This window comes from Heliomarina sp. (assembly GCF_052826185.1).
Map to the genome: position 1 here is coordinate 111,207 of NZ_JBRBUI010000045.1, position 17,715 is coordinate 128,921.

Here is a 17,715-nt window from a genome sequence, read left to right on the forward strand (position 1 = left end):
CCGGCCCGCTGCGCTTTAAAACAGGGGATGCCGTATAAAATCGTACTGATTTATCCGGCATCCCTTGACCTTCCAGTTGCTGGAACCCTTATGTGACTTGCTGTAACGGCACATCACTGGGGGTTCCATGTCCCGCACCATCTCTTTTCCGGTCAGCAATCTGAGTTGCGCCTCCTGCGTGGGGCGGGCGGAAAAGGCCATCGGCAGCGCACCGGGCGTCACCGGCGCTTCGGTCAACCTCGCCAATGCGCGGGCGAATGTAGAACTGGATGACAATGCCAGCCTGACGCCCGTCACCGAAGCGCTGGAAAAGGCCGGATACCCTGCGGCGATGGCTCAAACCCGGCTCGAGATTGCGAACATGTCCTGCGCCTCCTGCGTCGGGCGGGTCGAAAAGGCGCTGGCCGCTGTGCCGGGTGTTACGTCGGCCAAGGTCAACCTCGTGACCGGGCAGGCCGAGGTCACCCATATCAACAGCGCGGGCATCCCCGAAGCTCTCACAAGCGCCGCCACCGGCGCGGGCTATCCCGGATTGGTCATCGCTCCGGACCAGCCGCACAAAACTGACAGGAAACAGGATGAATACCGCGATCTGCGCCGCTATACCCTTATCGCGGCCATTCTCACCGCGCCTGTTTTCGTTCTGGGCATGGGGCCGCATGTCATCCCTGCGCTGCACCACTGGCTGGGGCAGGGCACGGCCCGCGACATCAGCTGGATCATCCAGTTCGTTCTGACCACCGCCGTTCTGATCGGACCGGGACGGCGCTTTTTCCGCCACGGCGTACCGGCGCTCTTGCGCGGCGCGCCGGAAATGAACGCGCTTGTCGCGCTCGGCACCTCCGCCGCATGGGGCTATTCGACCCTCGCGCTCTTTGCTCCGCAGCTTTTTCCCATCGGCACGCGCGCCGTCTATTTCGAGGCCGCCGCCGTCATCGTCACCCTGATCCTGCTCGGCCGTACGCTCGAAGCTCGCGCCAAGGGCCGCACCGGCGAAGCGGTCGAACGACTGATCGGGCTGCAACCGCAGCACGCCACGGTCGAACGCGACGGCGCGCAGGTCGAACTCCCGCTCGCCGAGGTCCGCAAGGGTAACCTCATTTTCGTGCGTCCCGGTGAAAGGATCGCGGTCGACGGCACGGTGAGCGAGGGCCGCTCCTTTGTCGATGAAAGCATGATCACCGGCGAACCGGTCCCGGTGGAAAAGACCGCCGGTTCCGATGTGGTTGGCGGCACGCTGAATGGCAGCGGCGCTTTCAGTTTCCGGGCCAGTGCGGTCGGTGCCGATACTGTCCTCGCCCGGATCGTGCAGATGGTGGAAACCGCGCAAGGAGCGAAACTGCCGATCCAGAGCCTTGTCGACAAGGTCACCGGCATCTTCGTGCCCATCGTGATGGCCCTCGCCGCGATCACCGCCGCTGTCTGGTTCTTCTTCGGACCCGACCCCGCGCTCAACCTCGCGCTGGTCTCCGCTGTTTCCGTACTGATCATCGCCTGTCCCTGCGCGATGGGTCTGGCGACGCCGACTTCGATCATGGTCGGCACCGGTCGCGCCGCCGAACTCGGCGTGTTGTTTCGCAAGGGCGAGGCGCTGCAAACCCTGCGCGAGGCCCGCGTCATCGCGCTCGACAAGACCGGCACGCTGACCCGGGGCCGTCCAGAGCTGACCACGCTGCACACCGCGCAGGGTTGGGACGAAGACAAGGTGCTGGCCTTTGCGGCCGCCGTCGAATCCCGCTCCGAACACCCGATCGCGGGCGCGATCCTCCGCGCGGCCAAGTCCCGCGGCCTGACCTTGCCCAACCCCGAAAGCTTTCAGTCCCACACCGGCATGGGCGCCGAGGCGCAAATCGACGCACAGCGCATCCTCGTTGGCGCCGACCGGTTCATGAGCGCGCAAAAGATCGATCTGGGCGATCTGGCGGGCGAAGGGGCCAAGCTCGCCTCGACCGGGGCGACCCCGCTCTACGTGGCGGTCGATGGCTGGGCAGTCGCGGCCATCGGCGTTTCTGACCCGATCAAACCCGGCACGCCTGCCGCGCTCGAGGCGCTGCGCGCGAAAGGCTTTGAAATCGCGATGATCACCGGCGACAATGCCATGACCGCCCGCGCCATCGCCAACCAGCTCGGCATCGACGAGGTCATCAGCGAAACCACCCCCGAAACCAAGGTCGCTGCCGTGAAATCCCTGCGCGAGGAACACGGGCCGGTCGCCTTTGTTGGCGACGGGATCAACGACGCCCCGGTGCTGGCCGAGGCCGATACCGGCCTTGCCATCGGCACTGGCACGGATGTTGCCATCGAAGCCGCCGACGTGGTGCTGATGTCCGGCGATCTGGCCGGTCTTGTCAACGCGGTAACGGTTAGCCAGTCGACCATGCGCAACATCAGCCAGAACCTGTTCTGGGCCTTTGCCTATAACGCGGCGCTGATCCCGGTGGCCGCGGGCGTCTTCTACCCGGTCTGGGGCAGCCTGCTTTCGCCGATGCTGGCCTCGGGCGCGATGGCCCTTTCCTCGGTTTTCGTGGTGAGCAACGCCCTGCGCCTGCGCCGCATCCAGCCGGCGCTGCGAGAAGACGACACGAGTGTGGCAGACCGGATGATCCCGGTTCCCGGTGAATAAAGGAGAAAGCTCATGAATATCGGAGACGTCGCCGCCCGGTCCGGCCTTCCGGCCAAAACCATCCGCTATTACGAGGATATCGGCCTCGTCCGTCCGCAGCGTGACTCGAACGGCTACCGCGCCTTCCGCGAACAGGACCTGCACAAGCTGGCCTTTCTGGGCCGGGCGCGGGGCTTGGGGTTCTCTATCGAGGATTGTCGTAACCTGCTGCACCTCTACGAGGACGAAACCCGCACCAGCGCCGAGGTCAAGGATATCGCCCAGCATCATCTCGACGAGATCGACGCGAAAATCGCCAACCTGCGCGAGATGCGCGATACACTGTCCGATCTGGTGCGATGCTGTGCGGGCGATGAAAGGCCCGATTGCCCGATCCTTGAATCGCTCGGCTCGGCGCCGGAGACAAAGTAATCAGGCGGTGCAGACCACCAGAATGCGCGCATCCTCATCGCCGTTCGACGCGTAAAGATGGCCACGCGCGCTGTCGAAATAGATGCTGTCCCCGGCTTCCAGCCGCACAGGCTCGCGCCCTTCCAGATGCACCGTCACCGCACCTTCCATCACCGTCAGGAATTCCTGACCGGGATGGCGCACAAACTCTTCGAATTCGTGCAATTCGCGCGCCTTGAGCGTGCCCATCATTGGCAGCATCGACTTGTTCCAGACCTCGGGGAACAGCATCTCATAGACGTAATGCGTGGTCTCCTGCCGCTCGAACTCGCCCTTTCGCGCCACGGCAAAGCTGCCCTTGGCAAAGCTCTCCCCGGAATCGGAAAAGAACGCCGACATGTCGACGCCAAGGCCTGCGGCCAGCGATGACAGCCGGTCATACGTCAGGGCGATAACCCCCCGTTCCGCCTTGGAAATCGTCGAAATCGCAAGGCCCGAACGCTCGGCCAATTCGGCCAAAGTCCAGCCTTTTTCTATGCGGAGCTGCCGCGCGCGATGCCCGAAAGCTTCGCGTTCGCCAATTTCCTGAGCATCGCTCGAAGGTTGCGCGGTCATTGTCATGGACACATGATAAGTCCGAACGCCCGCCGCGCCAAGCGCGATTTTCCAATGAGAAAATTTACTCTTTTCCAATTGGAAAACGGGTGCTAGCCTCCGAGTCGAACTAGATCCGCTGGGGGACCGATGGCGCAGGCAGAGACCCGATTTGATTGCATCGTGATCGGTGCCGGTATCGCCGGGGCTTCCGTGGCCGCCGAGCTTGCCCCACATCAAAAGGTGCTGCTGCTCGAACGCGAAAGCCAGCCGGGATACCATACTACCGGGCGCTCCGCCGCACTCTTCACCGAAACCTACGGTCCGCCGGTGATCCGTGCCCTGTCGCGCGCTTCGGCCCGGTTCTTTCATAACCCGCAAAGCGCCTATCTCGACCATCCACTGCTGCACCCGCGCGACGTGATCTTTCTCGCGCGCGACGATCAGGGCGACAGTCTTGCGCATATGCAGGAAGAACTCGGCGATGCCGTTACCCGGATCTCCGCTCAGGCCGTGGCCGATGCCCTGCCACTGGTCCGTCCCGGTTATGCAAGCGCTGGCCTGCTGGACAAGAGCGCGGCCGACATCGATGTGAACGGGCTGCACCAGCATTATCTGAAAACCTTCCGTGCAGCCGGCGGTGTTGTCGAGACCCGTGCCGAGGTGCTGGGCCTGTCCGCCGGTCTTGACTGGGAGGTTTCGACCAGCAAGGGCAGCTTTCACGCGCCCGTCGTCGTGAATGCCGCCGGGGCATGGGCCGATGAAATCGCCAAGCTCGCCGGTCTTTCCCCCGCCGGGCTGGTCCCAAAGCGCCGCACCGCGCTGATCGTATCGGCGCCCTCGGGCATCAACCCCGATCCCTGGCCGATGACCGTGGACGTGGACGAGGAATTCTATGTCAAACCCGACGCGGGCAAGCTGCTAATCTCGCCCGCCGACGCAACGCCCTCTGCGCCCTGCGACGCTCAGCCCGACGAGATGGATGTCGCCATCTGCATCGACCGCATCGAAACCGCCTTCGACCTGCAGATCCGCCGCATAGAATCCAAATGGGCCGGGTTGCGCAGTTTCCTGCCCGATGGCGACCCGATGGCCTGCTATGATCCGGCGGCGCCGGGCTTCTTCTGGCTCGCGGGGCAGGGCGGATACGGCATCCAGTCGGCCCCCGCGCTAGGCCGCACCGCCGCCGCGCTTGTGATGGGGCAGCCGATCCCCGAAGACATCGCGCGCGAGGGTGTAACCGAGCAGAGCCTCACCCGCTCCCGTGCAGGAATGGCCGCATGATCGCCCTTGTCCCCGTCGCTGCTCTCGTCTTGCTCGCTTCGGGGCTGGCCATCGCCTATGTGATCGGCGGTGCCACGGTTCTGGCCTATTTCGCGACCGATCACTCTCGCTATCTTGCCATCCTGCCGCAACAGATCTTCTCCAAGATCGACGTCTTCGCTCTCATGTCCATGCCGCTCTTCATCCTTGCCGGAGAGCTGATGAACCGGGGCGGCATCACCAGCGCGCTGATCAATTTCTCCATGGCGCTGGTCGGACGCCTGCGGGGCGGGCTGGGGCATGTGAACATCCTCACCAGCGTCTTTTTTGCCGGTATCTCGGGTTCCGCCGTTGCCGATGCGGCGGCGCTCTCGAACACTTTGGTCCCCGAAATGACCAAGCGCGGCTATACGCTGACCTATGCCAGCGCTGTCACCGCCGCATCGTCGATCATCGGTCCCATCGTGCCGCCCTCGATCATCCTGATCTTTTACGGCGCGCTGATGGGCACTTCTGTTACCGCGCTGTTCCTTGCCGGGATCATACCGGGCCTGCTGCTCGCAGCCGTGCTGATCGTGATGAACGCGGGCTATGCCTCGGCACAGGATCACCCCCGCGTCGCGCGCGAGGACATGCCGCCGCTTTTGCCGACGCTGGTCAAATCCCTGCCCGCCCTCGCGCTGCCGGTGATCATCCTTGGCGGCATCGTGCTTGGCTGGATGACCCCGACCGAGGCCGCCGCCGTTGCCGTTGTGGTCGCGCTTTTCGCGGGCTGGTTCTATGACGGCCTCACCCGCGCCTCGATCGTCGAGGGTCTGCAACGCACCGCCATGCTCTCGGGGTCGATCTTCATCATTATCAGCGCGGTCTCGGCACTCGGGCACCTCGGCGCGCTTGAACGCATCCCCGAGGCGATCTCGGATACCGTCACCTCCCTTGGCCTCGGCCCGGTGGGGTATCTGCTGCTGATGAATCTGATCTTCATCGTCGCGGGCATGGTGATGGACATTCCCGTCGCGCTGGCGCTGCTTGTGCCACTGCTTGCCCCCGTCGCGCTGGCACAGGGCGCCGATCCGGTCCATCTTGGCATCGTCATCTGCTTCAATCTCTGCATTGGGCTGATCTCGCCGCCGATGGGTGGCTGCCTGCTGGTGGTCTCGACCGTCACAGGCGTTAACTACTGGAAGCTTGCCCGCGCCACCTTGCCCTTTGTCTTTGCCGAAATGCTGGTGCTCGGGCTGCTGATCGCCTTCCCGAAAATTAGCCTCTGGCTGCCGCAAGCTTTTGGTTTGGCTGGAGGATAAAAATCATAAATCGAATTCACCGCTCACGATAAAAAAACCATCAAAGCGAAAAACGTATCAACAGAGGAGTTCAACCCAATGAAAAAACGCACCTTTCTGAAAACCACTGTCATGGCCGCTGCCATGGCCTTTGCCGCGCAGGCAGCGCAGGCCCAAGTCAAGATCGCGCTGGACAGCCCGCCGGATCTCGAAGGTTCGGGCAGCTATGTCTGGGCTCATACCTTTGGCGAATACCTCAACGAACACGGGCTTGAGGCCGAGGAATACCAGCGCGGCGCGCTGGGCGGCGACGATGAACTCTTCGACCAGATCAGCCAGGGCCTGCTCGAAGTCTCCATGTCTCCGCTGAACATCGTCGGTTCGATCGACAATACCATCTACGGCCTGCGTCTGCCCTATTTCTTCGAAGACATGGCACAGGTGGACAAGGCGCTGGAAGAAGGCGGCATGCTCGCCAAGATCAACGAGGCGACAACCCCCGAAGGCGTCCGCGTTCTGGCTGTCGATACGGTCGGCCAGTCATCGGGCATTTTCAACACCAAGAAGCCGGTGAAATCGGTCTCGGACATGGAAGGCCTGCGGATGCGCGCCCTCGATGAATCCCAGATCGACCTCTACAAGGCATGGGGCGCGGATGGCACCATCGTCAGCTGGGCCGAAGTGCCGAACGCGCTGCAGACCGGGGTTGCCGATGGTTATATGAACCCGGCTTTCGTGCCGCTCCTGTTCGGCCACACCGACTTCATCAAGTTCTTTACCGACGCCGCTGTCACGCCTTCGCTGCGGATCGCGATTGCCTCCGAGGACTGGTATCAGGGTCTCTCGGACGAGGACCGGGCCATCGTCGATGACGCGGTCGCCGCTGCAAACAAGGCCAACCGTGACTGGCTCGGCACGCAGGACAAGGTGATCGACCAGCTCAAGGAAGCAGGTGTTCAGGTCGAAACCCTCGATCAGGCCGCACGCGAAGAATTCCGCGCCGCCTCAGGCCCCGCCTATGAAAGCGAACTGCTGAGCAAAGAGCAGATCGCTGAATGGGAAAAGGCGATGGGTAAATAATCCGTTGCGGACGCTGGCCCTTTCCCTCGACCGGCTGTCCGCAGCCCTGAACAGGATCGCGCTCTGGGGCGCGGTCCTGGCCGTGCTGGTGATGATCTATGCCGCAGGCTGGCAGGTCATTGCCCGCTACGTACTGGACTCCCCGCCGATCTGGACCGAGGAACTTGCCCGCCGGGCGATGGTCTGGGCCGGTATGCTCGGCGCGTCCTGCGCCTTTCGTGCCAAGGCAGACCCGACGCTGTTTCCCGACATGCAGCTCAAGACGGGTGCTTTCGGCGCGGTGCTCACCCTGATCCGGATGGTCGGCGTGCTGCTCTTCGCGGTCCCGGTCATCTGGTTTTCGATCTTTGACGGGCGCATGAACCCGCTGCGCGGTTTCCTTGGCCGGTCCCTGAACCGAAGCGCCGAGATGCTCGACGTGTCGATGATCTGGTTTACCGTCTCCGTGCCGCTCGCCTTCGTTCTGATCGTAATCCATTGCCTCGCGCTCACATTGATGCGGCTGACCGATACGGCTGCCGCACCCGCCGTCCAGGCGACCCCCGCAACCAAGGTTTAAGACATGAAACTCTTCATCGCCGGTCTCAGCACCGAGACCAATTCCTTTTCCCCAATCCCGACCGGCATGGCGAGCTTTGTCGAAGGCTCGATCCATCACGGCGACGCGACGCAGGACGTCCAGCACTACTGGACCGGCCCGATGTTCATCTGGCGCGAGCGGGCCGAGGAACTGGGCTGGGAGGTGGTGGAAAGCCTTTCTGCCCATGCGCAGCCCTCCGGCCTGACGGTGAAATCCGTTTACGAAGGGTTCCGCGATGAAATCGTCGAGGATCTGAAAATGGCAGGTGGAGCCGACGTGATCCTGCTCGCCCTGCACGGGGCGATGATCGCCGATGGCTATGACGATTGCGAAGGCGACCTGATCGCCCATCTGCGAGAGGTCTCGCCCGATGCGGTGATCGGCGGGCTGCTCGACCCGCATTGCTTCCTCACTGACCTGATGATGGAAAAAGCCACGCTGCTGGTGGCTTTCAAGGAATACCCCCATGTGGACGTGCCGGAACGCGCCGAGGACCTGTTCCGCCTTGCCCGTGACGCCGCCGAGGGCAAGACCAACCCGGTCATGCGCGATTACGACTGCAAAATGATTCTCGCCATGCCGACACCCTCCGGCCCGATGCGCAAATACGTCGACGAGATGAGCGAACGCGAAGGCAAGGACGGCATCCTCTCGCTGTCGCTGGCCCATAGCTTCCCGTGGGGCGATCATCCCCGCGTCGGCGCCCGCGCGCTGGCGATCTGCGACGGCGACACCAATCAGGCGGCGACCGTCGCCCAGCAGCTGGGGCAAAAGCTCTTTGACATGCGGGAAAGCCTGCGTATCGACATGCCCGATATCGAACGCGCACTCGACATAGCCGAGGCCGAACCCAAAGGCCCCATCGTGCTGGCCGATGTATCGGACAACGCGGGCGGCGGTGCGCCTTCGGATGCCACTTTCCTCCTGCGTGCGATGATCGAACGCGGCATGACCTCGATTGCCACCGGCCTGTTCTACGATCCCGGCGCAGTCCGTATTTGTCAGGAAGCGGGCGAGGGCGCGACGCTCGATCTGCGCATTGGCGGCAAATTCGGCCCAATGTCCGGCGATCCGCTCGACCTCACGGTGACGGTCAAGAAATGCTCCTCGGGACTCACCCAGCGTTTCGGCAAACTGCCCGCGCCGATTGGCAATGCGGTCTGGGTGGAATACAACGGCATCGACATCGTGCTGAATGACGTGCGCAGCCAGACCTTCCACCCCGAAGCCTTCGAGCAACTGGGCATCGACCTGTCGCAGCGCCGCTATGTCTGCGTAAAATCCTCAAACCATTACCAAGCCGGGTTCAACCCCATCGCGGCCAAGGTCATACCCGTGGCCACGCCCGGCGCGATCACGCCGGACTATGCCAATATCCCCTATACCCGCCGCGCCCGCGATTACTGGCCGGCTGTCGAGGAGCCCTTTGCATGAGCAACCCCCTGATCCAGTCGCGCGACGCTTTCGCCGCTGAACATCCCGAACAGCGGATCACCTTGAACGGGCGCGAATGGGGCTATATCGACGTGGGGCAGGGCCCTGTCCTGCTGCTGATCCCGGGCACGCTAGGCCGTTGCGACGTGTTCTGGCAGCAGATCGAGGCGCTCAAGGGCCGGTTGCGCATTGTCGCCGCCACCTATCCAGCGACCGGAGGTATCGCCGACTGGGCGGGCGATCTCGTTTCGCTGATGGATCATTTGAACATCGACAAGGCGGCGGTGCTCGGATCGTCGCTCGGCGGCTATGTTGCCCAGTATCTGGCCGGTGCCGCGCCTGAACGGATGACGAAACTGCTCGCCGCCAACACGCTCGATACGGTTGTCGGAATCTCGACTCGCATGCCCTATGCGCTCGACCTGATAAACGCCCCCATCGAAGACATCCGCGCCGGGTTCGGCAATGGTCTCGGCCAGTGGCGCGAAGCGCATCCCGAGCAATCCGACGTGGTTGACCTTCTGCTGATGGAGGTCGGCGGCCGCATCCCCGAGGCCGAGCTTCGCGCCCGTCTCAACGCCACCAAGACCGGCCCGGAACTGCCCCCGCCCGCCATCCCGGCCAGCGACATCGTGACCATCGAGGCCGATGACGATCCGCTGATCCCGCCGGACATGCGTGCCGGGGTGCGCGCGCGGCTCTCGCCCTCCGTCGCCTATCGCTATCTCTCGGGCGGCCACTTCCCCTATATCGCGCGGCCCGACACCTATACCGCCCTGCTTGAACAGGTGATGGGCCTTGACGTCACCGGCCCCGATTGGGGACAGGAACAGGAGCGCAGCCTGTGATCATTCTCTCTCATGACGACGTGGCGAAACTGCTGCCCATGCGCGAGGCGATCGAAGTCGTCGACCGCGCCATGCGCACTGTCTCGAATGGTGGCGCGGAACTGCCGCTGCGGTCCATCATGCCGGTCGGCGGCATTAACAAGATGGGCATCATGCCCGGCGCGATGAACGACCCGGCCTGTTTCGGGATCAAACTGATCAGCCTGTTTCCCGGTAACCCGGCGCGGGGCCTGTCCTCGCATCGCGGCGCCTACCTGCTGTTCGAACCGGAAACCGGCGCGCCCGTGGCGATGATGGACGCGAGCCTGCTGACCGCGATCCGCACCGCCGCCGCAAGCGGCGTCGCAACCCGCGCCCTCGCCCGTGAGGATGCGACCCGCCTGGCGATCCTCGGCAACGGCGAACAGGCCGAACATCACCTCGACGCGATCTGCGCCGTGCGCCCGATCACGCAGGTCGCCGTTGCAGGCCGCTCCGCAGAAAAAGCCGCGGCGTTCTGCAAGGCGGCGAAGGCGAAATACCCGAGCATCACCTTTACCCCCGGTGACGACATGCAGGCCGCCGTGGCCGAGGCCGATATCGTCTGCACGGTCACCGCGTCGCCCACCCCTATCCTGAATGCGGATTGGCTGCCGAAAGGCTGCCATGTCAACGTCGTCGGCTCCTCGATCCCCTCCATGCGGGAAGTCGACGACGACTTTGTCCTCAAGGCTTCAATCTGGGTGGATTACACGCCCTCGACCCTCGCGCAAGCGGGCGAAGTCGTCGAGATGATCGCCGCCGGCAAGTTCAGCGCCGACCAGCTGAAAGGCGAAATCGGCGCGCTCTTGCAAGACAAGATCCAGGGCCGCGCAGACGCCGACCAGCTCACCGCTTACCGCTCCCTCGGCGTCGCCGCCCAAGACCTCGCCGCCGCGCAGCACGTTCTGGACCGCGCGAAAGACACCAAAGCAGGGCAGAGCGTGGATTTCTGAGACTGACCCGCCAAACCAGCGGATCAGCGCGACATGCGCGGATCCCCTTTTGTGCTTGCTTCAGGGCCAGAAAAACCACCGTAAGAATAAGTTGAAACATGTATAATTGAGTTCCAAGCTACTATTTGAAGATTTGTTTTTTGAATAAATGCCGGGAAGGGTGAATATGGCTTGGAATAAAAAAGTTTTTGACAGCTGGGAGCAGCTTTACTGGTCCCCGAGGAAGTTGGGGCTGCATTCCGTACAGTCTACTCCGAACTCAGATGGTTCAGGGTATGTCGTTCCAAGTCAGGACGTACCGAAGAACCCGAGGTTCTATACAAGACCCTTTACATCCGAAGAATGGCGAGCCGGCCTTAATCGCGACGAAGAGCTTCTGAACCAGGTCATCGAGATCGGCCTTGGAATAGCTCCAGATACTTTTCTTTCAAAGGCATTTTTTAAACCGTTTGGAATCGAAACCGATGGCCCTATCGAAGTGATCGGTCGTGAGGTGGTCGCTCGGCACTCCGAACTCGCACCAAATCAATACACTCAACATGACGGTTTCTATGTCGCGCCAGATGCCGTCGTCGCGATGGAGATGAAGCTTTTGGCACGCACCTCCATGGAGCAGCTGCTGAAGTATTGCACGCAGATTGCCCTTGAAGAGGCACTGTATGGGAGCAAAGCGAATGTTGCTTTGCTCTATATCGTTCCAAAGAAATCCGTCGCTCGTACTCGGAAGGATCTGTCGCTCGACGATCCGCCGGAACACGCCCGGTCTTGGGAAAAGATCTTTACGGACACCGACAAGTCTCGGCTGAGAAAGCTCTTAGAGGTGCATGCGGCGAAGGTTCGGGATGTTCACGATCGTCTCCAACTGAAAATCGCAACATGGGACGACTTTCTTTCGACAATTACAGAAACACGAGATGAGGCAATTGAGAGCAATGACCAAACCCTGTCCAACCTGATGACCGGGCTCATTGCGCAAATTACTGCGACGCCTGGGTGCGGATTGGCCACCACCTGATTTGGCTGCCGGGATGTAATCCCGCAGAGAAGGTCCAGTTTTTTGCGTGTGAACCAATACGAAAGAAACTGATGGTTTTTCCTAAATCGCCCGCTCAACTCCCTCTGCCCATCAACCCGGCCACCTTCGCCTGCACCTCTTCCGCGGCCTTCTCGCGCACCGGGCCATAGCCCCGGATTTCCTGCGGCGCGGCGAGCAATTCGCGGCGGACTTCTTCCGGCACATCCGCTTGGGCGGCATAGGCCATCACCCCGTCGAACCAGTCGATAAGCGCGCGGTCCAGCTTGCGGTCCGCCGTGTATCCGAACGGGTCAAAAGCGGTACCGCGCAGGCCTTTCATGCCCGAGAGGCCGCGCAGAACGGGCGTCATCCAGCCGCCGAAAGTCTTTTTCTTCGGGCGGCCCCGCGTGTCCCGGGCCGAGGGCAGGAAGGGCGGCGCCATGTGATAGCTCACCTTCATGTCACCCTCGAACTCTGCGGCCAGACGGTCTTCGAACCCGGTCTGGGTCATCAGCCGCGCGACCTCGTATTCGTCCTTGTAGGCCATTAGCCGGAATAGCGACACGGCCGCCGCCCGCAGGGCCATTTCATCGCCCGGCATCGCCACGCGCAGTTTCTCAAGCCGCGAACGGTAACTTTCCGCATAGGCCGCGTTCTGATAGTCGGTCAGGAAGGCCGCGCGCCGCGCGATCAGGTCATCCACCGTCTCGACGGGCTTTTCTTCTTCCCGCTCAAGCGCCTCCGGGTTGGCCGCCATCACCCGGCCCAGATCAAAGGCGCGCGCGTTCTTCTCCACCGCGACCCCGTTCAGCAGGATCGCCTGTTTCAGCGCGCCTTCGCTGACCGGCACCAGACCCTTTTGCCAGGCAAAGCCCAGCATCATCACGTTCGCGAACACGCTGTCGCCCATCAATTTTTCCGCCAGACGGTTGGCGTTCAGCGCCGAGAGGTTCTCCTCTCCGACGGTCGCCGCGATAACTTTTTCACGCTGCCCAATCTTCAGATCCGCATCGCGGTTCAACACCAGATCGCCGGTCGGCATCGCCGCCGTGTTCAGCACCATCCGGCTGCCCCGGCGATAATGGGCCGAGGCCTTGGGCGCCGAGGACACCACCACGTCACAGCCGATCACCGCGTCCGCGCCTGCGTTTTCGATGCGCACCTGATGAATATCATTGGGGCTGCGGCCCAGACGGATATAGCTCAGCACCGTGCCGAATTTCTGCGCGAAACCGGTGAAATCCAGCACGCTCGACCCCATTCCTTCCAGATGCGCAGCCATCGTCACCAGCGCACCAACCGTTACAACTCCGGTGCCTCCCACGCCCGTCACCAGCAAATCGAACGGTTCATCCAGAGCGGGCAGGGCAGGGGCGTCGATCTCGGCCAATAACCCAGCCAGATCAACATCCGCGCCGCTCTTCTTGCGGCGCTTCACGCCCGAAACGGTCACGAAACTGGGGCAGAAGCCCTGCACGCAGGAGAAATCCTTGTTACAGGTGTTCTGGTTGATCTGCCGCTTGCGCCCGAATTCGGTTTCCACCGGCTCGACGCTCAGACAATTCGACTGGACCGAGCAATCGCCGCATCCTTCGCAAACCAGATCGTTGATCATCACGAATTTGTCCGGATCTTCCATCGTGCCGCGCTTGCGCCGGCGGCGTTTTTCCGTGGCGCAGGTCTGCTCGTAGATCAGCACCGTCACGCCCTTGATGTCGCGAAGCTCGCGCTGGACCGTGTCGAGGTCTTCGCGGTCGTGAAAGGACGTACCCGGCGGGAAATCGCCCTTGGTGAATTTTTCAATCGCGTCACTGACCAGCGCGATCCGGTCAACCCCTTCGGCCCGCGCGTTCCACGCGATGCCGTCGACACTCACCGGCCCGTCGACGGGCTGGCCACCGGTCATCGCCACGGCATCGTTGTAAAGGATCTTGTAGGTGATGTTCGCCTTGGCCGCGACCGCTTGGCGGATCGCCATGGAGCCCGAGTGATACCAAGTCCCTTCGCCAAGGTTCTGGAACACGTGCTTGTTTCCGTTGAATTTTTGCGCAACGGCCACCGGCACGCCTTCGCCGCCCATCTGCGCGAAACCGCCGGTGGAGCGGTTCATCCAGCTTGCCATCACGTGACAGCCGATGCCGCTCATCGCGCTGCTGCCCTCGGGTACCTTGGTCGAGGTGTTATGCGGGCAGCCGGAACAGAAATAGGGCGTCCGCGTCGCGCCGGAGACGTTCAGCACCGGCGGCTTTTCCTCGGTCAGCGCGGCGGCGCGGGCGGGCAGGTTTTCATCCGGAAAGAACGCATCCAACCGTTCGGCGACAATCGGCACCAGCGCCAGCGGGGTGAGTTCTCCCGTCCACGGGATCAGGTCGCGCGTCGCGGCAGCATCGTGCTTGCCGACCATCTTCTGCGGCTTGTCGCCCGGCCAGTCATAGAAATACTCCTTGAACTGGCTTTCGATAATGCCGCGCTTTTCCTCGACAACCAGCACTTCCTGCTTGCCCTTCACAAAGGCCAGCGCATCGCGCCGTGCCAGCGGCCAGACCATGCCGACCTTGTAGATGTCGATCCCCAGACGGCGGCAGGCGTCCTCATCAAGCCCCAGCAGGCGCAGCGCCTCCATCAGATCAAGGTGCCCCTTGCCCGTGGTAACAAACCCGTAATGCGCCTCGGGCAGATCATAGATCGCGTGGTCAATCGGATTCGCCTCGACGAACGCCTCAACCGCGCGCAGCTTGTGCCCGATCCGGGTTTCGATTTCGGCCGACGGCAGGTCAGAACCGCGGATATGCAGCCCCCCCGGCGGCAGGTCGATCTCGGGCAGGGTGAATTCCCGGTCGGCGGGTATTTCGACAGACCGCCCGGATTCCACGGTTTCCGAGATCGCCTTGAACCCGACCCATGTGCCGGAATAGCGCGACAGGGCAATGCCGTATTCCCCGAAACTCAGGTATTCCTCGATGCTCGCCGGGTTCAGCGTCGGCATGAACCACGACATGAATGCCACGTCCGACTGGTGCGGCATGGACGAGGAGACACAGCCGTGGTCATCGCCCGCCACCACCAGCACGCCACCCTTGGGCGAAGAGCCATAGGCGTTGCCGTGGCGCAGCGCATCGCCCGAACGGTCCACGCCCGGTCCCTTGCCGTACCACATGGAAAACAGCCCATCGACTTCGCAACCCGGGCTAAGGGGCGCCTGCTGCGCGCCAAGCACCGCCGTCGCGCCAAGGTCTTCGTTCACCGCAGGCAGGAAGGTGATCTTTTCCGTCTCAAGCCGCTTGCGCTCGCGCCACATCTCAAGGTCCAGCCCGCCAAGTGGCGAGCCGCGATAGCCCGAAACGAACCCGCCCGTGTTCAGCCCCGCCGCCCGGTCGCGCCGTGCCTGGTCGAACATGATCCGCACCAGCGCCTGTGTGCCGGTCAGGAAAACGCGACCGGTTTCAAGGTCATAGCGGTCGGACAGTTGATAGGATCGAAACGTGGGGCGTGGCTCGGACATGCTGGCTCCTCCTTGGGCAGGGTGCTCCCGCCCGCATATCAGGGTATGATACCCGGTCCCGAGTGGAATTTCCTGCCAGGATTTGCGGATTTTGCTTGGTTTGTGATTTTTCCTGTCGATAAGTGATAAATCTTCGGTATAGAAATTCGCATGAACCTGGATCACAAAGACCGCCAGTTGCTGGCCCTGCTGGAACAGGACAGCCGCCTGACCAACGCCGAACTGGCCGAGAAACTCGGCATGTCGACCTCGGCTTGCTGGCGTCGTGTCCGCGCTTTCGAAGAGGCTGGTATCATCACCGGCTACGGTGCGGTGCTCGATCGCGGCCGGATGGGCGAAAGCTTTCACGCAATCATCCACGTGCAGCTTGTGCGCCACGATCCCGAAGGTGTCCGCGCCTTCAACCGTGCGATTATTCAGCGCGGCGAGGTCCAGGAATGTTACGCGACCACCGGCCAGGCCGATTACCACATCCGCGTGCGCTGCGCCGACATCACCGCCTATAACGCCTTTCTCGAAGAGGTGCTGTTTCGCCTGCCTGCCGTCAGCAGCGCCCAGACCAACGTTATCCTGCGCGAACTCAAGGTCTGAAAAAGTTAAAGGCCGCGCCCCGAGGGGAGGCGCGGCCTGCTTCTAACAGGGCTGGCGGGACGGAGCGGTCAACTTCTCGCAGGACGGAATGGGACAAGGTCGCTGCGATTTTTGCGCCGAAATTAACAGCCCGCTTTGGCTGGCCCTTAAGAAACTCGTTACGTCTGGTGTATCGCCGATGCACAGGGGGTGCACAGACGGTGTACGGATTTCACCCCCGAATTTTGCGTCCGGCCCGATGGAGTAATACCGGGTCGGACGCTACGATGGTTTCGCTCAGGCGTTCTCTTCTCCCAGCGTGCCCACCGTCACCTCTTCGGTGACTTCCTTGCCTTTGCGCAGGACCACAACTTGGGCTTTCTGATCCGGCGTGGTTCCCGCCACCGCGCGGGTGAGGTCGCGCAATTCGGTGATGTCCGTGCCATTGAATGAAAGGATGATGTCGCCGTTTTTCAACCCTCCCTTGTCCGCAGGACTGTCATCGCTGATTTTTTCGATCACGGCACCTTTCGGCATGTCGTAGCCAAGCACCGAAGCGATCTCTTGCGACATCGGTTTGATCTGCACACCGAGCCAGCCGCGGGTGATATTCCCGTCGTCTTCAAGGTCGGCCACGATGTCGCGGACAAGGTCGGACGGTACGGCGAAACCGATGCCTACCGACCCGCCATCGGGCGAGAAGATTGCGGTATTCATGCCGATAACCTCGCCGTCATTGTTGAACAGCGGCCCGCCCGAGTTGCCCCGGTTGATAGCGGCATCGGTCTGGATGAAATCATCGTAGGGGCCTGCGTTGATGTTACGCGACTTGGCCGAGATGATCCCCGAGGTGACGGTGCCGCCAAGGCCGAACGGGTTCCCGACCGCGACGACTTCGTCACCGACGCGCATCTCATCCGAGTCACCAAAGGCAACCGCGGGGAGATCCGCGTCGGCGGTGATCCGCAGCAGAGCGACATCCGTGAGTGGATCGCTGCCGATCACTTCGGCAGACAGGCTGCGCCCGTCCGATAGTTTGACCTTGACGCTGTCAGCGCCGCTGACGACGTGGTGATTGGTGACAACCAGTCCGTCGCTGGAAATGATGAACCCGGAGCCGACCCCGTGCATCGGAGCGCGCTCGCCGCCTTGCGGCATCATCTTCTCGAATTGCTTGCGCAACTCTTCGGGCATGTTCTCGGGCAGTTGCGGGGTTGTGGCTTCACCGGCCTTTTCGGTGACCTCGATAAAGACGACGCTGGGAGAGACCTGCTCGACCAGATCGCCGTAGCCGCCTGCCGGAACGGCCAGGGCTGGCTGGGCCGATACCGCGACAAGGCTGGTAGAGGCCAGCGCGGCGCTCAGGACGACCCCGGCCAGACGTGTGCTTTTCGTAGTGATCATGGGATACTCCGTTCCTCAAAAACTCTGCACCCTATCTGGACCCCGATCCTCACAGCCATCTTCGCGGAACTATACAAATATGTTAGCTGCGGATTTTCCGGCAGGATTGACTATTTGTAATTTCCAAACAGGCAACTGATCGGCGCATGTGACTG

14 protein-coding genes are annotated in these 17,715 nt (G+C 62.3%); 11 read left to right on the forward strand and 3 right to left on the reverse strand.

Going from position 1 to position 17,715, the window contains the following annotated elements; translation table 11 throughout:
• Window positions 1-127 precede the first annotated feature (127 nt).
• A complete protein-coding gene (locus ACU0FH_RS12760) occupies window positions 128-2,623 on the forward strand; it encodes a heavy metal translocating P-type ATPase (protein WP_446195005.1) in 2,496 nt (831 codons plus the stop codon).
• A 12-nt stretch (window positions 2,624-2,635) separates the two neighbouring features.
• On the forward strand, window positions 2,636-3,034 hold the full coding sequence (cueR, locus tag ACU0FH_RS12765; RefSeq protein WP_446195006.1) for a Cu(I)-responsive transcriptional regulator: 399 nt from the start codon (window positions 2,636-2,638) through the stop codon (window positions 3,032-3,034).
• Here cueR and ACU0FH_RS12770 read toward each other — a convergent pair whose 3' ends face one another.
• Complete coding sequence (locus ACU0FH_RS12770; RefSeq protein ID WP_446195601.1) at window positions 3,035-3,634, reverse strand: helix-turn-helix domain-containing protein; 600 nt, start codon at window positions 3,632-3,634, stop codon at window positions 3,035-3,037. It lies immediately after the preceding gene.
• Window positions 3,635-3,757: 123 nt separating this feature from the next.
• Between ACU0FH_RS12770 and ACU0FH_RS12775 the strand changes: the two genes are divergently transcribed.
• The 8 genes from ACU0FH_RS12775 (at window position 3,758) to ACU0FH_RS12810 (ending at window position 12,084) form a co-directional block, all read left to right on the forward strand.
• Entirely contained in the window at window positions 3,758-4,891 is a 1,134-nt protein-coding gene (locus ACU0FH_RS12775; RefSeq protein WP_446195007.1) for an NAD(P)/FAD-dependent oxidoreductase, read from the forward strand.
• Window positions 4,888-6,174, forward strand: coding sequence for a TRAP transporter large permease (locus tag ACU0FH_RS12780; RefSeq protein WP_446195008.1), 1,287 nt, complete (start codon window positions 4,888-4,890; stop codon window positions 6,172-6,174). The genes ACU0FH_RS12775 and ACU0FH_RS12780 overlap by 4 nt, the downstream gene beginning before the upstream one ends.
• A 78-nt stretch (window positions 6,175-6,252) precedes the next feature.
• Entirely contained in the window at window positions 6,253-7,233 is a 981-nt protein-coding gene (locus ACU0FH_RS12785) for a TRAP transporter substrate-binding protein (protein WP_446195009.1), read from the forward strand.
• 4 nt (window positions 7,234-7,237) lie between these two features.
• Entirely contained in the window at window positions 7,238-7,792 is a 555-nt protein-coding gene (locus ACU0FH_RS12790) for a TRAP transporter small permease (protein WP_446195010.1), read from the forward strand.
• A gap of 3 nt (window positions 7,793-7,795) precedes the next feature.
• Window positions 7,796-9,247 carry a M81 family metallopeptidase gene (locus ACU0FH_RS12795; protein ID WP_446195011.1) on the forward strand — a complete coding sequence of 484 codons (1,452 nt, stop codon included), beginning with the start codon at window positions 7,796-7,798 and terminating at the stop codon, window positions 9,245-9,247.
• Window positions 9,244-10,095, forward strand: a complete 852-nt coding sequence (locus ACU0FH_RS12800) for an alpha/beta fold hydrolase (RefSeq protein WP_446195012.1) — start codon at window positions 9,244-9,246, stop codon at window positions 10,093-10,095. The genes ACU0FH_RS12795 and ACU0FH_RS12800 overlap by 4 nt, the downstream gene beginning before the upstream one ends.
• Window positions 10,092-11,069, forward strand: coding sequence for an ornithine cyclodeaminase family protein (locus ACU0FH_RS12805; RefSeq protein WP_446195014.1), 978 nt, complete (start codon window positions 10,092-10,094; stop codon window positions 11,067-11,069). The genes ACU0FH_RS12800 and ACU0FH_RS12805 overlap by 4 nt, the downstream gene beginning before the upstream one ends.
• 166 nt (window positions 11,070-11,235) lie before the next feature.
• Window positions 11,236-12,084: a hypothetical protein gene (locus tag ACU0FH_RS12810; protein ID WP_446195015.1), complete on the forward strand. Its 849-nt coding sequence runs from the start codon at window positions 11,236-11,238 to the stop codon at window positions 12,082-12,084.
• A gap of 94 nt (window positions 12,085-12,178) precedes the next feature.
• On the opposite strand, the gene ACU0FH_RS12815 is transcribed toward ACU0FH_RS12810, so the two are convergent.
• Complete coding sequence (locus tag ACU0FH_RS12815) at window positions 12,179-15,586, reverse strand: indolepyruvate ferredoxin oxidoreductase family protein (RefSeq protein ID WP_446195016.1); 3,408 nt, start codon at window positions 15,584-15,586, stop codon at window positions 12,179-12,181.
• A 150-nt stretch (window positions 15,587-15,736) separates the two neighbouring features.
• On the opposite strand from ACU0FH_RS12815, the gene ACU0FH_RS12820 reads away from it, so the two are divergent.
• Window positions 15,737-16,177, forward strand: a complete 441-nt coding sequence (locus ACU0FH_RS12820) for an Lrp/AsnC family transcriptional regulator (protein WP_446195017.1) — start codon at window positions 15,737-15,739, stop codon at window positions 16,175-16,177.
• A 276-nt stretch (window positions 16,178-16,453) separates the two neighbouring features.
• Here the strand turns inward: ACU0FH_RS12820 and ACU0FH_RS12825 are convergent, their stop codons facing one another.
• Entirely contained in the window at window positions 16,454-17,560 is a 1,107-nt protein-coding gene (locus ACU0FH_RS12825) for a Do family serine endopeptidase (RefSeq protein ID WP_238369425.1), read from the reverse strand.
• Between the last annotated feature and the right edge of the window lie 155 nt (window positions 17,561-17,715).

Bases quoted from the DNA above. Each gene is read 5' to 3' on its own strand.
- ACU0FH_RS12760 (WP_446195005.1), top strand. From the start codon at position 128: ATGTCCCGCACCATCTCTTTTCCGGTCAGCAATCTGAGTTGCGCCTCC.
- cueR (WP_446195006.1), top strand. From the start codon at position 2,636: ATGAATATCGGAGACGTCGCCGCCCGGTCCGGCCTTCCGGCCAAAACC.
- ACU0FH_RS12770 (WP_446195601.1), bottom strand. From the start codon at position 3,634: ATGACAATGACCGCGCAACCTTCGAGCGATGCTCAGGAAATTGGCGAA.
- ACU0FH_RS12775 (WP_446195007.1), top strand. From the start codon at position 3,758: ATGGCGCAGGCAGAGACCCGATTTGATTGCATCGTGATCGGTGCCGGT.
- ACU0FH_RS12780 (WP_446195008.1), top strand. From the start codon at position 4,888: ATGATCGCCCTTGTCCCCGTCGCTGCTCTCGTCTTGCTCGCTTCGGGG.
- ACU0FH_RS12785 (WP_446195009.1), top strand. From the start codon at position 6,253: ATGAAAAAACGCACCTTTCTGAAAACCACTGTCATGGCCGCTGCCATG.
- ACU0FH_RS12795 (WP_446195011.1), top strand. From the start codon at position 7,796: ATGAAACTCTTCATCGCCGGTCTCAGCACCGAGACCAATTCCTTTTCC.
- ACU0FH_RS12800 (WP_446195012.1), top strand. From the start codon at position 9,244: ATGAGCAACCCCCTGATCCAGTCGCGCGACGCTTTCGCCGCTGAACAT.
- ACU0FH_RS12810 (WP_446195015.1), top strand. From the start codon at position 11,236: ATGGCTTGGAATAAAAAAGTTTTTGACAGCTGGGAGCAGCTTTACTGG.
- ACU0FH_RS12815 (WP_446195016.1), bottom strand. From the start codon at position 15,586: ATGTCCGAGCCACGCCCCACGTTTCGATCCTATCAACTGTCCGACCGC.
- ACU0FH_RS12820 (WP_446195017.1), top strand. From the start codon at position 15,737: ATGAACCTGGATCACAAAGACCGCCAGTTGCTGGCCCTGCTGGAACAG.
- ACU0FH_RS12825 (WP_238369425.1), bottom strand. From the start codon at position 17,560: ATGATCACTACGAAAAGCACACGTCTGGCCGGGGTCGTCCTGAGCGCC.